The organism is Verrucosispora sp. WMMD1129 (assembly GCF_029581255.1).
GTDB lineage: Bacteria > Actinomycetota > Actinomycetes > Mycobacteriales > Micromonosporaceae > Micromonospora > Micromonospora sediminimaris.
Map to the genome: position 1 here is coordinate 6,081,333 of NZ_CP120741.1, position 15,469 is coordinate 6,096,801.

Sequence of the window (15,469 nt, forward strand, 5' to 3'; positions counted from 1 at the left end):
TACGACGGAACACCGACGGGACACCGACGGAAGGATGACGTGATGGGTGCGAACACGCGGCCGAAGGAGCTGGGTGTGGGCGATCTGGATGAGATCGACGAGTTCTCGGGGCTGGCGCAGCGGCACCGGCGCGAGCTGCACGTGCATTGCTACCGGATGCTCGGGTCGTTCGAGGATGCCGAGGACACCGTCCAGGAGACGTTCCTGCGTGCCTGGCGGCGGCGGGAGACCTTCGCGGGGCGCTCGTCGTTCCGGGCCTGGCTGTATCGGATCGCCACCAACGCCTGCCTGGATCTGCTGGCCAAGTGCCGCCCGGAACCGGCGACCGGCGGTGAGGTGCGGTGGTTGCAGCCCTACCCGGACCGGCTGCTCGACGAGCTGGCCGCGGCCGTCGCGGACGAGCCGGAGGTCGTCGCCGTCGCGCGGGAGACGATCGAGTTGGCGTACCTGGTCGCGGTCCAGCACCTGGCGCCGCGCCCGCGGGCGGTGCTGATCCTGCGGGACGTCCTCGGTTGGCCGGCGAAGGACGTCGCGGAACTGCTCGGCGACTCGGTCAACTCCGTGAACAGCGCGTTGCAGCGGGCCCGCGCGGGCATGCGGGAGCATCTGCCCGCTGAGCGGCAGGACTGGACCGGCGGCGAGGAGGACGCCGGGACACGGGAACTGGTGCGCCGCTACACCGACGCCAGCGTGGCCACGGACATCGACCGGCTCGCCGCACTGCTGCGCGACGACGTCCGCTGCTCGATGCCGCCCACCCCGGGCCTGCACGTCGGCCGCGACGCGGTGGTGACCGACTGGGTCGGCAGCGGCTTCGTGGGCATGACGGGCCTGCGTGCCGTCGAGACCCGGGTGAATCGGCAGCCCGCAGTCGCCTTCTACCACTGGCGGAAGCGCGAGGGCGCGTACCTGCCGCTGACGATCGACGTGCTGCGGGTCACCGGCGGGACGATCAGCGAGATCATCACCTTCCACGACGATCAGTTCCCGAGGCTCGGGCTACCGGAACGTCTGCCGGCCGACGGCACCGACTGAACACTCGACCGCACCGGACCGGCCGCAGGTTTCGCTGACCGTCGCATCCGGGTAGCGCAGGGCGCATGAACCGCAATCTCGCGAAGGGGCTGCAGGTTGCGTGGGGTCTGCCGGAGTTTCGCAGTGGGTTGCGACATCTCATCGATCTCGACGAGGTGTCGGTGCTGCTGGCCACGCTCTCCGGTCCGGAACATGATCGCGGGGTGGAACGCAGCGTGTTGACGCTGCTGCGGTCCGGCCTGGACGCGGTCGAGGTTCGTGAGGCGGTGTTGCTGCTGCTGGAGCGGGACGAGGTACGCCGGCCGCTCGTCGCCGCGGTGGGGCCACTTGTGGACCGGCCGGGTCAGGCTGCGGCCATCGCCTCGGCGGCCGAGGATCCGGTGGTGCGACGTGAGGTGCGGGCGGTGCTGGACAGTGCCCGGGTGCGCGAGCTGATCTGGCTGGCGATCGACAACCAGGTCAGCCACGACCGGCTCGGACTGATCCGGCGGGCGGCGCTGCTGTTCGTGCGGCACTCGAGCGTACGGCGTCTTGCCTGGGCGCTGCGCCGACACGGCGTGCTGCGCGAGCTACGTCGCAGGCCGTGACCCACGACGATCGCCGGGCGGTCGACCGGCGCGACGGCGTCAACCCGATAAATCGGAGGCGTCGCGGCGGTGTACGTCGCTAGCGTGCCACCTCGTGGGCAGCACGAACCTCCGAACCGAGCGTCTTGAGCTTCGTCCCGTGCGGGACGAGGACATCGACCGCATCCTGGAGTACCGCAACCTGCCGGAGGTCACCCGCTGGCTGGTGCGCACCGAGGTCGACCCGGCGTCCTTCCGGGCGGCGTGGCAGCGCGCGGCGAACGATCCTGACGACCACAGCAGGGCGGTGGTGCTCGGCGGCGTGGTGATCGGGACCGTCTCGCTCGACGTGATCGACGGCATGGGGCAGCCCGGCATGCCGGCGCGGACCGAAGCCGAGCTCGGCTACATCTTCGACCCGGCGTACGGCGGCCAGGGTTACGCGACCGAGGCGGTCACCGCGATGGTGGCGTACGCCTTCGACCGGCTGGGCGTGCGAAGAATCACCGCCGGCTGCTTCGCGGACAACCTGGCCTCCGTGCGGATCCTGGAGAAGGTCGGCATGCGTCGTGAGCAGCACGGTGTCGGTGACTCCTGGCACGCCGAGCTGGGCTGGGTGGACGGCTACACGTACGCCCTGCTCGCCGAGACCTGGCGGCAGATGTCGGGGTCAGGGGCGGCTGAGGTGCCTCGACCAGTGCGGAGCGGGTGACCCGACCCGGCTGGGCCGAGCTACCCACGCTCGGCCCAGCCGGCGAATCATCGGGTGAACCGGTTGGCGGCCTCACCTTCCAGATGGCCTGGTGGGAGGCGGCGTCCGCAGATCACGAGCAGGAGATCCTGGGCCAGCCCGCGCACCGTCGTTCCGCTGCCGTGGCACCAGTCGAGGTCGGTTGCCCGCAGCGCCACCCCGGCCAGGTCCGTGCCGAAGAACGCGATGTTCCTGGGTGCCAGCCCAGCGAGGACCATAGCCATGCGGTCCGGCGGAATCCGCCGGCCCAACCCGAGGCTGACGGTGATGTCGAGCCCGTGGATGACGTCGTGGGACAGGGCTCCGAGCGCACCACCGCCCGGCGGTCTCCAGGGATGGGCGACGTTGTCGCGGAGCGTCGCCAGGAGTTCTGCGCTGGTCATGCGCGTCGCGTCACGTCGTGCGCACCGGTCGGCCATCCGGTTGAAACTGCCGCCTGCCTTCACCAGCTCCACGAACGTCCGGCCGAGCGAGGTGCGGAACGGCATCGTCGTGTGGGCGACGACCTCGCGGACCCGCCAGCCGTCGCACAGGGTCGGCGCGTCCCACTGGTCTGGTCGGAGGGTGGCGAGCAGGTCCACCTGCTCGCTCCGTTCCGCGGTCACCGCCGCCCGGATGTCTTCTTCAGTCACTGTCAGCCCTTCATGGTCGTGGTGCGTCGTCGGAGGGACGTGCTGCATGACATACGGACGAGGCGCGGCGAACTCATCGGTCAGCCCGTGTCGTTCCCGATGCGTAGGGTCGGGAGGATGTTCGAGACGCCGACCGACGAGGTTGCCGAGCTGGAGCGGTTCCGGACGGAACTCACCGGCTACTGCTACCGGATGCTCGGCTCCGGTTTCGAGGCCGAGGACGCGGTGCAGGAGACGCTGGTGCGGGCGTGGCGGTCCTACGACCGTTACGACGAGCGACGAGCATCGCTGCGTACCTGGCTGTACCGCATCGCCACGAACGTCTGCCTCGACCTGCTCCGCAGCGCGCAGCGCCGGGTTCTGGCCATGGACCTGGGCCCCGCTACCCAGGCCGGAGCTTCCCTCGGCCCGCCGGTGGCGGACCAGCGGTGGATCCATCCGATTCCGGACGGCCGTGCCCTACCGTCGACCGACAGCCCGGAGGAACTGGCCGTCCAACGCGAGACCATCCGGCTGGCGTTCGTCGCCGTGCTCCAACACCTGCCGCCCCGGCAACGCGCCGTACTGATCCTGCGCGACGTGTTGTGCTGGCCGGTGGGGGAGGTGGCACAGCTGCTGGAGACCACCGTGGCCGCGGTGAACAGCTCGCTGCAACGGGCTCGGGCGACGCTGCGGGCGAACGAACCCACACCCAGCGATCCGTGGCGGCCCGCCGACCCGGCCCACCGGGATCTGCTCGACCGCTACTGCACCGCGTTCGAACGGCACGACATCGCCACGCTGGTGTCGCTGCTGCACCAGGACGCCACGATGTCGATGCCGCCCTTCGCGTGGTGGCTGCGTGGCCGGGACGAGATCCGTCTGGCGTTGCAGGACCCGCAGGCGTCGTGCGCGGGCGCTCGGCTGTGGCCGGTGCGGGCGAACGGATCACCGGCGTTCTGGCAGACGCGCCCCGACCCGGCCGGTGGCCACCGGCCATTCGCGCTCGTGCTGCTCGATGTGACCGACGACCTGATCACCGGCATCGTCACGTACCTCGACGCCGACCGGCTGGTGCCGCTGTTCGGGATTCCGCAGCCGGCCCGGTGGTAGGGCGGTTCCGTCGTTCGGCGGGCGGTCGGGCCTTGGCGCGGGCTCGCCTCAGGTGGCGGGCAGGCGGACCTCGAACCGGCAGCCGCGGTCGGTGTTGCGTACGTTGACCCGGCCACCGTGCGCCTCGACGAGTCCGCGCACGATGGCCAGGCCGAGTCCGCCGCCACCGCCTGAGTCGGCCGCTCCGGGGGTGCGGGCTCGTTCACCTCGGAACGCGACGTCGAAGACCCGGTCCAGGTCTTCGCCGGGGATGCCCCCGCAGGTGTCGGAGACGGCCAGCCAGACGTTGTCGGTCTCGTGGCCGGCGGCGATGTGCACGCTGCCGTCCTCCGGTGTGTAACGGACGGAATTGATCAGCAGGTTGCTGACGATCCGGGCGAGTTCGCGTTCGCCGGCCCGCACGTTGGGCCAGCCGCTGTCGGCTGCCACCAGGTGGATCCGGCGGCGGGCGGCCAGCGGTGCGACGCCGGCGATCGCGTCGGACACCACGTCGCGCAACGGCACGGTGGTGGGCATGAGCCGTAGCGCGCCGGCGTTGATCCGGGACAGCTCGAACAGGTCGTCGACGAGTTGGGCCATCCGGTCGGTCTCCACCCGGATCCGCCGGTGGTACTCGTCGATGACGGCTGGGTCGTGGATGATGCCGTCCTCCAGGGCCTCGGCCATGGCTCGCAGCCCGGCCAGCGGGGTACGCAGGTCATGTGACACCCAGGCGACGAGTTCGCGGCGGCCGGCCTCCAGCCGCCGTTCGCGTTCCCGGGCAGCCCGGGCCCAGACCGCGGCGGCGGCCAGCCGGCTGCCGAAGGTGGCGCCGACGGCGAGGCTGATCACCGCGGAGGCGCTGACCGTGACGAGAACGACCCACAGGTCGTGCGCGGACAGGAACATCGCCTGCGCGACCGTGGCGACTCCGGCGACCACGGCGAGGACGGTGACCGTGAGCAGCACCAGGATGTGCACGAGGATCGACCGGCCGCGCAGCATCCGTAGCGCTGCGGCGCCGGCCAGGCCGACGACGCCTCCGGCGGCGAGGGCGTAGAGCCCGATGAGCAGCGTGTCGCTCACTGGCCGGTTTCCTCGTCGAGCGGGTCGTAACGGTATCCGACGCCCCAGACGGTGCGGATCCGCTGCGGGTCGGCCGGGTCGTGCTCGATCTTCTCGCGCAACCGACGGACGTGGACGGTGACCGTCGACTGGTCGCCGAACTGCCATCCCCAGACCTTGTCCAGCAGGTCGCTGCGCGACCACGCTCGGCCCGGATGCCGTATGAAGAAGATCAGGAGATCGATCTCCCGGGCGGTCAACGACAACGGTGTTCCACCCATGGTGGCGACGCGGCGGGCGGTGTCCACGGTCAGCGCCGCGTCGGTCAGCTTCGCCGAGACGGTGGGGTGGGCGGTGTGCGCGGCGGTGCGGCGCAGCACCGAGCGGATCCGCAGCACCAGTTCGCGGGGGGAGAAGGGCTTGGTGACGTAGTCGTCGGCGCCGACCTCGAGCCCGAGGACCCGGTCGGCCTCCTCGCCGAGCGCGGTGAGCATGACCACCGGCAGGTCAGGCAGCTGTCGCCGGATCCGGCGGCAGACTTCGAGGCCGTCGATGCCGGGCATCATCAGGTCGAGTACGACGAGGTCGGGTCGCTGGGCGGCGATCGCGGCAAGGCCGTCGGCGCCGTCGGCGGCCAGCTGGACCTCGCAGCCGGCCTGCTCCAGGTAACGCCGGACAACGTCACTGACCGTCGGGTCGTCGTCGACCACTAACACCCGGTGTCCCATCCTGACCAGGCTATCGACCGGGGATCACGGACGACCCCCGGCGGGTCTTTCGGATTCCTTACGGTCCGCCGCCGCGCGTCTCCGTAACACGCAGGCCAGCAGCGTCGTGCCGGCGACGGCGAGCAGGACGGCGACCAGATTGCGGCCGTACGGCAGCGGCAGCACCGAGGTGTTGTCGGCCGAGCGTCCGAACCCCAGGGCGAGGGGCAGTCCCACCACGGTGACCGCCGCGGCGGTGATCGCCGCAGTGCGGAGGGTCGACCGGCACCGTGGCGGAACGCGGGTCAGCGCGGCGCCGACGGCCAGCACCGCCGCCATCCAGACGACGTCGTGGCCCACCAGCACGGCGGCCAGGAAGATCAGCACCCCGCCCGGGGAAACATCGGCGTCGGTGAGGGCGCCGCCGACGGCGTACGCGATGAGCAGGCAACCGCCGGCGACCAACCCGGCCCGGGTCTTCACGGTGTCCCCGCAACGGTGATCCGGCTGATCCACTTGGTCTGCAGCACGCCGGGCCGGTTGGGCGCGATCAGCCGCGCCGGATAGCCGTGGTCGATGTGCAGGGGCTCGCCGCCCAACCGCAGCGCGACCAGAGTCAGCGGATCTCCCACATGTTCCGGTGGCACCGTGCAGGCACGGTATCGCCCGCCCACCTGAAGTGACTCGACAAGTGCCGTCGAGCGTCGCGGATCGGCACCCACGAGCGCGACCAGATCGCCCAGCCGCACGCCGGTCCACGTGCCGACGGCGCTCCAGCCCTCCACGCAGGCGATCGGCAGGTCCGCGCGGTACTGCGGAAGTCGATAGAGGGCGGCGAGGTCCAGGCTGACGCTGCGGACCGGTCCGGTAACCCACAGCCGGTACGCCGGGTCGAGGGCCGCGGCGCGCACTCCGGCGCCGGCCGCGGTCCGGTTCACCGGAAGGCCCTGCGGTCCCACGTCGGGGTGGCGTGGGGCGAGCACCGCGAGACCGGCCAACGGCCGGATCGTCTGCCCGACCGTGGTCAGGGTGATCAGTCCGGAGGCGGCGGCGACGCCGCCGAGCAGGGCACGCCGGTTCAGGCCGTCCTGCCGTGGCTCACCCGCCATCGGACGGGCGAGCGCGGCGCGGACCGCCGGCAGGTGTACGCCGATGTGCACCAGGAGACCGCCGACCGCCAGCCAGGCCACCCAGTAGTGCCCGGCGGTGAAGAAGAACGGCATCGGCGCGTACCAGCGGGAGATGTTGAGGACGCCGCTGACCAGCAGGAACAGTGCGGCGGCGACCAGTAGGCCGGTGCCCGCGCGTTCGGCGGCGTGCGCGATCGAGCGGGCCGGCGGCCAGCTGAACAGGCGCGGGTACACCGACCACAGCTTGGCGCCGAGCAGCGGAATCGAGGCGAGCCCGGTCGCCACGTGCAGACCCTGGGTGAAGCGGTAGAGCCCGACCGGGCGGGCCGGCCACCAGAACCAACCCGGCGGGTGCTGGATCAGGTGGCTGAGCAGACCGGTGGCGAAGCAGATGCCGAAGGCCACGCCGAGGGCGACGCCGAGCTGACTGGTCAGCCGGGTAGACCGTAGCCGGGACCGGAACCGCCCGGGGCGCAGCGGTCCGCGCCGCAGGGCCACCGGTGGTGCCGGCAACGGCGTCAGGCACCACCGGGCGAGGCGGCGCAGCACCGCCGCGCGGCCGGTCACCGGGGTGTCAGGGTGGCGAACCACCGACCTGCCTCCGTCCAGGTGTCGCGCAGCCGCATCGCGGTGGCGTCGGCCAGCTCGGGAAGCTCGTCGACGGGTACGCAGGCCCAGGGCAGCACGCGGTCGGTGCCGTCCGGGGTCTGCACCGTCGCGGTCCCGGACCAGGCCGGTGTGCCGGCCGGTGCCAGCTCCGCATGGAGGTACCCGTCGGCGGCCAGCAGTTGACGGCAACGGCGAAGCAGCCGGTACGGGTCACCGCCGATGCCGATGTTGCCGTCGGCCAGCAGCAGGTGCCGCCAGCGGCCGGCACCGGGCACCGGACCGAAGACGTCGCGGTGCAGGGCGGGTGCGCCACGACGGCGGGCCAGCCGAACCGCGCTGGCGCTGACGTCGATGCCGAGGGCCGGCCGGCCGGCGTGGACGAGGGCGCTGGTGAGCCGGCCGGGGCCGCAGCCGACGTCAAGGGTGTGGCCGGTGCAGCACTCGATCAGCGCATCGTCTCCGTCGATCACGTCCCGGCACCAGGCGGCCGGGTCGAATCGGTACACACCGCCGCTGGGATGCCGGGCCGTGAAGGCGGCCGGGATGCCCGCCGCGGCCCTGTCGATCGCGGTGTCGAAGACCGCGACGGCGTTCACCGGGCGACCGGTGCGGGACGCGGCACCTCGGCGGCGACGGCGTGGGCGAACCGGCTGTCCGGCGGGCACAAGCTCGCCACGGCGCGGGCGTCGGCGGCGGTGTCCACGTCGGACAGGCGAGGCAGCAGGCGTACCCGCAGGCCGCGCCGACGCAACGCCACCGCGGTGGATCGGCCGGTGGTGGCCGTGGAGGTGGCGATGGTACGCAGCACGACGGCGTGGCCGGGGTCGCGCAGCCCCAGTATCCACCATCCGCCGTCGGTGGCCGGGCCGAGCACCGCGTCCGGGCCGCCCACTGTGGCGAGCAGCTCTCGGGCCTCGTCGAGGTGATCGACGAGGAGCTGTGGGGTGTCCATGCCGATCAGCACGGCGGGTGTGCCGGGTGTGCGGGCGTCGGCGAACGCGTTGGCGAGGCGGTCGCCGAGCGAGTCGCCCCGTTGGGGGAGTGTCGCCCAACCTGGCGGGGTGGGGTGCTCGCCGTCGAGGACGAGAACGCGGGAACCGGCCGCCGCGGTGGTGACGGTGTCGAGGGTGTCGGCCAGGGCGGCGGCGGCGACCCGGGCGGCCTGCTCGGGGGTGCAGGGTGGGCAGAGCCGCGTCTTGACCCGCCCGGGTGTCGGCGCCTTGGCCAGCACCAGGATCTGGGCGGCGCTCACCGGGCCAGCACCGCGCTCATGTCGCGGATGGCACGGGCGGTGCCGAGCACGGTGCCGGTCACCTTCGAGCGGGTGCCGGCCGCCCTCGGGCGGTAGTCGACGTCGATCTCGATGACCCGCCAACCGGCCCGGTCCGCCGAGATCAGCAGCTCCAACGGGTAGCCGAACCGCCGGTCGCGCAGCCCCAGCGCCAGCAGGTCGTCGCGGCGTACCGCCCGCATCGGGCCGATGTCGTGAACGTCCAGGCCGGTGCTGCGGCGCAGCCGGTGGGCGAGGACGGCGTTGGCTGCCCGGGCGTGCAGCGGCCACACGCCCCGTCCGACCGGGCGGCGTCGGCCGGTGGCCAACTGCGCCTGACCGGTGCGCACGTACGCGGCCAGCCGGGGCAGTTGTGCCGGGTCGAAGGAGCCGTCGGCGTCCATCACGCACACCACCCCGTCGGCGGCGTCGGCCGCCACGACACCGGCGTGCACGGCGGCGCCGTAGCCGGGCTCGGCGACGCTGATCACCTTCGCGCCGTGGGCGCGAGCCACCTCGGCCGAGCCGTCGGTCGAGCCGTTGTCCACCACGATCGGCCGGTAGCCGGCCGGTATCCGGGCCAGCAGGCCGGGCAGTGCCGGCGCCTCGTTCCGGCAGGGAAGAACCACATCGGTCATGTCGCGGACGCTAATCAGGATCGGGCGGAGCAGGTATTACCAGCCGATGATGAAGTCTTACGAGATGCTGACGGCTGCCCGTCAGGGCCGCCTCCGGTGCCCGGCTGGTTCTAGCGTCGGCCCGTGACCCACGTACTCGTCACCGGCGGAGCCGGTTTCATCGGGACCCATGTCGTCGCCGCGCTGCACCGGGTCGGGCATCAGGTGTCCGTCGTGGACGCAGGTCATCCGGGCGCGCACCGCGTGCCCTTACCGGACGCCGTGGCCGGCGCCCCGCTGCGCCGGGTCGACCTGCGTGACCGGGCCGCCGTCGCCGCAGCCCTGACCGGCGTGGACGTGGTCGTGCACCAGGCGGCCATGGTCGGGCTCGGCGTGGACCTCGACGACCTGCCCGAGTACGTCGGCTGCAACGATCTCGGCACCGCCGTGCTCCTGGCCGAGATGGCCCGCGCGGGTATCCACCGGCTCGTGCTGGCCAGCTCGATGGTCGTCTACGGCGAGGGCGCCTACACCTGTGCCCGGCATGGTGCGGTACGCCCCGCCCCACGCGCCGCCACCGACCTGGCCGCCCGGCGATTCGAGCCCGCCTGCTCCGACTGCGGCACGGCCCTGGAGCCGGGACTCATCGATGAGGACGCACCACTGGACCCACGCAGCGTGTACGCCGCCACGAAGGTCGCCCAGGAACACCTGACGGCGGCCTGGTGCCGGCAGACCGGTGGCACCGTGGTGGCGTTGCGATACCACAACGTCTACGGGCCCGGCATGCCGCGCGACACGCCGTACAGCGGTGTCGCGGCGATCTTCCGGTCCGCGCTGGCGGCGGGCCGGGCTCCGCGCGTGTTCGAGGACGGCTGCCAGCGACGCGACTTCGTCCACGTCGACGACGTGGCGGCGGCCAACCTCGCGGCGGTGACGGCCACCGGGAGCCGGACCGGCTGGCGGGCCTACAACGTCGCCTCCGGGCATCCGGCAAGCATCGGGGAGATGGCCGCCGAACTCGCCCGGGCCGCCGGCGGTCCGAGGCCGGTGGTCACCGGCGAGTTCCGGCTCGGCGACGTACGCCACGTGGTCGCCTCACCGGCCCGTGCCCGGGCCGAACTCGGATTCCGCGCGGCGGTCCGCCTCGCCGACGGAGTCCGGCAGTTCGCCCACGCACCACTGCGCGGATGAGCACGACGCTCCTCGCCCGGCTGCGGCGCACCACCGCACGGGCCGACCTGATCGCCGTCGGGGTCGCCGTCGGGTTGTTCGCCGCCGCCGCCGGTGTCGGCGGTCTGCTCCACCTGCTGGGACGTCCGGTGCACGCCAGTGCGGCACCGTTGTTCGCGCAGTGGCGGCCGCACGTCGGCCCCGGCACCCCGCTGGCGGTGGCGGTGGCCGTACTCGTCTGCTGGCGCGGAGCCGCCCTGGCCGGCCGGCTGCCGTGGCGGCGGCTGCTCGTCCTGTCCTACGCCACCGCGGTGGCCTGGACGCTGTCACTGGCACTTGTCGACGGCTGGCAACGCGGCATCGCCGGCCGGCTGACCACCCACCACGAGTATCTGCACGAGGTTCCCGGCGTCACCGACATCGCCGCGATGCTGGCCGCCTTCACCTCCCGGATCCTCGACTTCCAGCCGGATTCCTGGACCACCCACGTGTCCGGCCACCCGCCGGGAGCGCTGCTGGTGTTCGTCTGGCTGGACCGGGTCGGGTTGGGCGGGGGCGGCTGGGCGGGGGTGCTGTGCATCCTGACGGCGGCGCTCACCGCCGTCGCCGTGCCGCACACCGTGCGGCTGCTCGGCACCGACGACGCGGCGCGGGCCGTGCTGCCGTTCGCGGCGTTGTTCCCGGGAGCGGTCTGGTCCGGAGTGTCCGCCGACGGCCTGTTCGCCGGGGTGACCGCCACCGGGGTCGCCCTGCTGGCGTACGGGCTCACCCGGGGCAGCGCGGTCGGCGCGCTCGGCGGCGGCGCACTGCTGGGTTTCGGCTGTTACCTCTCCTACGGGCTGGTGCTGATGGTCCCGATCGTGCTGGCCGTGGTGATGCTGGGCCACCGGCGCCGGCCCGCCGCCTGGTGGGCGCTCGGCGGCGCGGCACTCGTGGTGGGCGCGTTCACAGTCGCCGGCTTCGACTGGCTGACCGGCTATCACCTGGTCATCGAGCGCTACTACCAGGGCATCGCCAGTCGGCGCGCCTACGGTTACTGGGTCTGGGCCAACCTGGCGATCCTCACCGTCGCCGCCGGCCCGGCAGCTGCCGTCATCCTCCGCCGCGCGGCGGTCGCCGGATGGCAGGCGGTCTCGTCACTGCGGCCGGGCCGCGGTCTGCCGCGACCGCAGCAGGGCTCCGTCGGGTACGCCGCCTGGCTGCTGCCCGTCGCCGCGGCGGCGGCGATCGTCGCCGCGGACCTGTCCGGCTACAGCAAGGCCGAGGTGGAACGCATCTGGCTGCCCTTCACCTGGTGGCTCATTGCGGGCGCCGCCCTGATTCCCGCCACCGGCCGCCGTACCTGGCTCGCCGGGCAGGCAGGGGTGGCCCTCGCGATCAATCACCTGCTCCTGACGACGTGGTAGGGCACTTCTTACCGAACGATGACATACCCGCTCGATGCTGACCCTTCATCACACAAGGGGCCGTATCCCGAGGCGTCGGCGCACCACGGCAGCCGACGTGCCAGTGACGTTCAGGAGAAGCCATGACAAACCGACAGCGGCGCTTCCGGCCGACGCAGACCAGACAGGTCCGAATCGCCATGGCGGCGGTGGTGCTCGCCGCCACCGGCGCGCTCACCGTCACCTTCGTCTCCGGCGGCGGCAACGGCACCGCGGACGCGGCGACAAACCTCGCGCAGTTCGTGGCGATCGAGGACGTACGGCCGAACGTGTCGAACCCGAAGCCGGCCGTCGGCGCCGCCACCGGCCGGTTCACTGTGGACTGCGGCACCAACGAGAACGGCAAGTTCAGCCCGGACAACCCGGTCGCACAGCCCGGTGTCAAGAACGGCGCCGAACATGTGCACGACTTCGTCGGCAACCTGGCCATCACCGCGGACTCGTCCAACGCCGACCTCGCCGCGTCCGGCACCACCTGCAAGAACGGCGACAGGTCGTCGTACTTCTGGCCGGTCGTGCGCATCGACCGGACGGTCCGCAGCGGTGACCGGGTCGCGCAGGCCCTCGCCCGGACCCAACCGATGATCGTCTGCCCCTCCGTGCGGGACCGGCTGCCCGCCGTCCCCCTCCGGGCCCGCGACACGGTCGACCGTCGACTCGCGGAACTGGACCGCCTGAACGCCCAGGCCGGCCGGCGGATGACCGCCAGCCGAGGTCGGGTCGACGCCGCCCTCAACAGGCAGGTCCTCGACGCGCTGCGGACCCGCCGCGCCATCGTGATCAAGAACATCAGCAACGCCCTGCGCTCCGCCGGCACGGCTCGGCCGGCCGGCCTGGTGTCGCTTGTCGACTGCGATGTGAGCTACGACGGCATGCACGCCTCGATGCACGGCCCCAGCCACGCTGCCAGCGCCACGGCGGATCGCGTTGCGAACCCGCGGCTCCGCTGCCCCACCGTGCGCGGCAGGCTGCCCGGAGTGCCGGCCCCAGCCGTCGCCGAGGTCAACCGTAACCTCGACGAGCTCGACCGGCAGATCTCCGAGGCCACCGAACGGATCGCCACCAGTGGAGGTCAGGGCGGCCCCAATTTCGTGGACAACGCGATCGTCGGCCCGCTGACGGCCAAGCGGATCGCCGTGCTCGACCGGATCGGCATCGCCATCGGGCGTCACAGCGCCCGGCCGCAGGGTCTGGAAGCGCTCGCCGCCTGCACCGTCGACCAGGCGGCCGGCGACCCGGGGCCCACCACGCCCGGCAGCGCACCCAGCCCGACGGCGTCCGCGCTGCCCGAACCCCAGGGGCCCGATTTCGAACTGCCCGGCAACACCGGTGGCATTGTCCGCCCCGCCCAGGTGCTCATCGAGTACCGGGGCAACCCGGTCAGCAAGGTCGTGCCGATGCCCAGGTTCCTGCGGGCGCTCACCGGCGACGCCAAGCCCACCAGCCGTGGCCCGGCCAACGCCCGCCCGTCCTGGACGTGCTCCGGCTTCGCCGACCGGCTCGCCGACAAGTACCCGATCTGCCCGGTCGGCAGCCAGGTGCAGCGCGTGCACGACTTTCCGGGCTGCTGGGACGGCCGGAACATCGACAGCGACAACCACCGTAGCCACGTCGCCTTCGCCGACCCGGCCACCGGCGCCTGCCCGCAGGGATTCCGAGCGATCCCGCAGCTGCGGATCACCATTTCCTACGACATCCCCCGGGACGTGCAGGAGAAGGGTCAGTACGCGCTGGACTCCTTCCCCGAGGAGAACCACAATCCCTTCTCCGACCACGACGACTTCATCAACGTCAACTCCACCCGCACGATGAAACACATCGTCACCTGCATCAACAAGGGCCGGGACTGCTCGTGAATCCGCAGACCGTGTCCCCGTCCGCCGACCTTGCCGTCATCGGTGGCTCGGGTCTCTACGCGCTGCTCGACGGCGCCACCGAATATGTTGTCCAGACGCCGTACGGTGCGCCATCCGACGCGGTGACGATCGCCGACGTCGGCGGCCGTCGGGTGGCGTTCCTCCCTCGACACGGCCGCGACCACCGGCATCCTGCGCACCGGATTCCCTACCGGGCCAACCTGTGGGCGCTGCGGTCGCTCGGGGTACGCCAGATACTCGCGCCGTGCGCCGTCGGTGGCCTGCGTCCGGAACTCGGTCCCGGCACGTTCGTGGTACCCGATCAGCTCATCGACCGGACCAGCGGCCGGGCGCAGACGTACTACGAGCAGGGCGCGGTGCACGTCTCCTTCGCCGACCCGTACTGCCCGGTCGGTCGGCGTACCCTGCTGACGGCTGCCACCGGCCGGTCGGTGCCCGCGCACGACGGCGGAACCATGGTGGTGGTCGAGGGGCCGCGCTTCTCCACCCGCGCCGAATCCCGGTGGTACGCGGCGGTCGGCGGCGCGGTCATCAACATGACCGGCCACCCGGAGGCGGTTCTCGCCCGGGAGTTGGCTCTCTGCTACAGCTCGATCGCCCTGGTGACCGATCTGGACGCCGGCGTGGAGAGCGGTCACGGGGTGACGCAGCAGGAGGTGTTCCGGGTCTTCGGCGAGAACACCGAGCGGCTGCGCGGGCTGCTGCTCGACGCGGTCGCCGCGCTTCCGGTCGAGCGGGACTGTCCCTGTCCGCACAGCCTGGACGGCATCACCCTCCCGATCGAGCTGCCCTGACCGGCGGCCGGAACCTCGTTCGCCCGGCTCAGCCGGCCTTCTCCTACCTGGTGGAGGCCGGCTGAGCCGGTGACCGGGCCGCTCCGGACCGAGGCGATCAGCTCCGTTCGAACACCTCGGGACTGGTGCTCGGGTCGGTGAAGCGAAGTCGGTAGAGCGCGGGCATCGGCATCTGCCGCACCGTGGCCCAGCTGACCGGCACGCCGAAGCCGGCCAACGCCCGGCAGATGAAGGTGCCGTGGCTGCCGACGAGAACCACCCGGCCGGCGTGGTGCCGGGCGAGTGCCCGCAGGGCGGCGACGGCACGGATGCTGAGCTGATCGAGGCTCTCCCCGCCCGGGCGTGCGTAGGAGAGGTCCGTCCAGCTCCTGACGTAGTGCGACTCCCATACCTCGGTGAAGGCGAGGCCGTCGTCCCACTCGCGCAGCTCGGTCCGGGTGCGTACGGGCAGGCCGAGCGCGTCGGCGGTCGGTTGGACGGTCTGGATCGCGCGCCGGTACGGGCTGGACCAGACCGCCGCCGGCCGCGGCTCGGTGAGCATCGCCACCAGTTCCTGCGCCTGCCGCAGCCCGTCTGCGGTCAGCGGGCGGGTGAAGTCGTCCGGACCGCCGGCGGTCGGCGGGACGGACCGGGCGTGCCGGACCAGCACGATCTCGGTCGGCATCAGAGACCTCCGCTGTCTCCGTGACCGTACCCCTGCTGCCGTGCCCATCCATCGACGACATCG

General features: G+C 72.3%; 17 protein-coding genes. 8 read left to right on the plus strand and 9 right to left on the minus strand.

What is annotated here, in order from left to right; all coding sequences use genetic code 11:
• The first annotated feature begins 42 nt into the window (after nucleotides 1-42).
• From O7624_RS28190 to O7624_RS28200, 3 genes are all read left to right on the plus strand, one after another.
• Nucleotides 43-1,035: an RNA polymerase subunit sigma-70 gene (locus O7624_RS28190; RefSeq protein WP_282238000.1), complete on the plus strand. Its 993-nt coding sequence runs from the start codon at nucleotides 43-45 to the stop codon at nucleotides 1,033-1,035.
• A gap of 65 nt (nucleotides 1,036-1,100) precedes the next feature.
• On the plus strand, nucleotides 1,101-1,622 hold the full coding sequence (locus O7624_RS28195) for a hypothetical protein (protein WP_282238001.1): 522 nt from the start codon (nucleotides 1,101-1,103) through the stop codon (nucleotides 1,620-1,622).
• Nucleotides 1,623-1,716: 94 nt separating this feature from the next.
• A complete protein-coding gene (locus O7624_RS28200; protein ID WP_282238002.1) occupies nucleotides 1,717-2,313 on the plus strand; it encodes a GNAT family protein in 597 nt (198 codons plus the stop codon).
• Between the two features lie 47 nt (nucleotides 2,314-2,360).
• Here the strand turns inward: O7624_RS28200 and O7624_RS28205 are convergent, their stop codons facing one another.
• Nucleotides 2,361-2,984, minus strand: a complete 624-nt coding sequence (locus tag O7624_RS28205) for a maleylpyruvate isomerase family mycothiol-dependent enzyme (protein ID WP_282238003.1) — start codon at nucleotides 2,982-2,984, stop codon at nucleotides 2,361-2,363.
• A 117-nt stretch (nucleotides 2,985-3,101) separates the two neighbouring features.
• On the opposite strand from O7624_RS28205, the gene O7624_RS28210 reads away from it, so the two are divergent.
• Nucleotides 3,102-4,076, plus strand: coding sequence for a sigma-70 family RNA polymerase sigma factor (locus O7624_RS28210; RefSeq protein ID WP_282238004.1), 975 nt, complete (start codon nucleotides 3,102-3,104; stop codon nucleotides 4,074-4,076).
• A 48-nt stretch (nucleotides 4,077-4,124) separates the two neighbouring features.
• Here O7624_RS28210 and O7624_RS28215 read toward each other — a convergent pair whose 3' ends face one another.
• Genes O7624_RS28215 through O7624_RS28245 form a run of 7 tightly spaced genes read right to left on the minus strand, consistent with a single transcriptional unit; the run spans nucleotide 4,125 to nucleotide 9,474 of the window.
• A complete protein-coding gene (locus O7624_RS28215; RefSeq protein ID WP_282238005.1) occupies nucleotides 4,125-5,141 on the minus strand; it encodes a HAMP domain-containing sensor histidine kinase in 1,017 nt (338 codons plus the stop codon).
• The gene (locus O7624_RS28220) at nucleotides 5,138-5,848 is read right to left on the minus strand and encodes a response regulator transcription factor (RefSeq protein ID WP_282238006.1); all 711 of its coding nucleotides are present in this window, start codon (nucleotides 5,846-5,848) and stop codon (nucleotides 5,138-5,140) included. The genes O7624_RS28215 and O7624_RS28220 overlap by 4 nt, the downstream gene beginning before the upstream one ends.
• A 24-nt stretch (nucleotides 5,849-5,872) precedes the next feature.
• Complete coding sequence (locus O7624_RS28225; RefSeq protein WP_282238007.1) at nucleotides 5,873-6,310, minus strand: hypothetical protein; 438 nt, start codon at nucleotides 6,308-6,310, stop codon at nucleotides 5,873-5,875.
• Nucleotides 6,307-7,548 carry a molybdopterin-dependent oxidoreductase gene (locus O7624_RS28230; protein WP_282238008.1) on the minus strand — a complete coding sequence of 414 codons (1,242 nt, stop codon included), beginning with the start codon at nucleotides 7,546-7,548 and terminating at the stop codon, nucleotides 6,307-6,309. Before O7624_RS28230 ends, O7624_RS28225 begins: the two co-directional genes overlap by 4 nt.
• Nucleotides 7,521-8,162: a class I SAM-dependent methyltransferase gene (locus tag O7624_RS28235; RefSeq protein WP_282238009.1), complete on the minus strand. Its 642-nt coding sequence runs from the start codon at nucleotides 8,160-8,162 to the stop codon at nucleotides 7,521-7,523. The genes O7624_RS28230 and O7624_RS28235 overlap by 28 nt, the downstream gene beginning before the upstream one ends.
• Nucleotides 8,159-8,818, minus strand: a complete 660-nt coding sequence (locus tag O7624_RS28240; protein WP_282238010.1) for a TIGR04282 family arsenosugar biosynthesis glycosyltransferase — start codon at nucleotides 8,816-8,818, stop codon at nucleotides 8,159-8,161. Before O7624_RS28240 ends, O7624_RS28235 begins: the two co-directional genes overlap by 4 nt.
• Nucleotides 8,815-9,474 (minus strand): glycosyltransferase family 2 protein, encoded by a 660-nt coding sequence (locus tag O7624_RS28245; RefSeq protein ID WP_282238011.1) that lies wholly within the window; start codon nucleotides 9,472-9,474, stop codon nucleotides 8,815-8,817. Before O7624_RS28245 ends, O7624_RS28240 begins: the two co-directional genes overlap by 4 nt.
• A 123-nt stretch (nucleotides 9,475-9,597) precedes the next feature.
• Between O7624_RS28245 and O7624_RS28250 the strand changes: the two genes are divergently transcribed.
• The 4 genes from O7624_RS28250 (at nucleotide 9,598) to O7624_RS28265 (ending at nucleotide 14,742) form a co-directional block, all read left to right on the plus strand.
• The gene (locus O7624_RS28250; protein ID WP_282238012.1) at nucleotides 9,598-10,647 is read left to right on the plus strand and encodes an NAD-dependent epimerase/dehydratase family protein; all 1,050 of its coding nucleotides are present in this window, start codon (nucleotides 9,598-9,600) and stop codon (nucleotides 10,645-10,647) included.
• Nucleotides 10,644-12,032, plus strand: a complete 1,389-nt coding sequence (locus O7624_RS28255) for a hypothetical protein (protein ID WP_282238013.1) — start codon at nucleotides 10,644-10,646, stop codon at nucleotides 12,030-12,032. The genes O7624_RS28250 and O7624_RS28255 overlap by 4 nt, the downstream gene beginning before the upstream one ends.
• Before the next feature lie 122 nt (nucleotides 12,033-12,154).
• The gene (locus O7624_RS28260) at nucleotides 12,155-13,927 is read left to right on the plus strand and encodes a DUF1996 domain-containing protein (RefSeq protein WP_282238014.1); all 1,773 of its coding nucleotides are present in this window, start codon (nucleotides 12,155-12,157) and stop codon (nucleotides 13,925-13,927) included.
• An 11-nt stretch (nucleotides 13,928-13,938) separates the two neighbouring features.
• Nucleotides 13,939-14,742, plus strand: a complete 804-nt coding sequence (locus O7624_RS28265) for an S-methyl-5'-thioadenosine phosphorylase (RefSeq protein ID WP_282240778.1) — start codon at nucleotides 13,939-13,941, stop codon at nucleotides 14,740-14,742.
• Nucleotides 14,743-14,839: 97 nt separating this feature from the next.
• On the opposite strand, the gene O7624_RS28270 is transcribed toward O7624_RS28265, so the two are convergent.
• The gene (locus O7624_RS28270) at nucleotides 14,840-15,406 is read right to left on the minus strand and encodes a histidine phosphatase family protein (RefSeq protein WP_282238015.1); all 567 of its coding nucleotides are present in this window, start codon (nucleotides 15,404-15,406) and stop codon (nucleotides 14,840-14,842) included.
• Nucleotides 15,407-15,469: the final 63 nt, after the last annotated feature.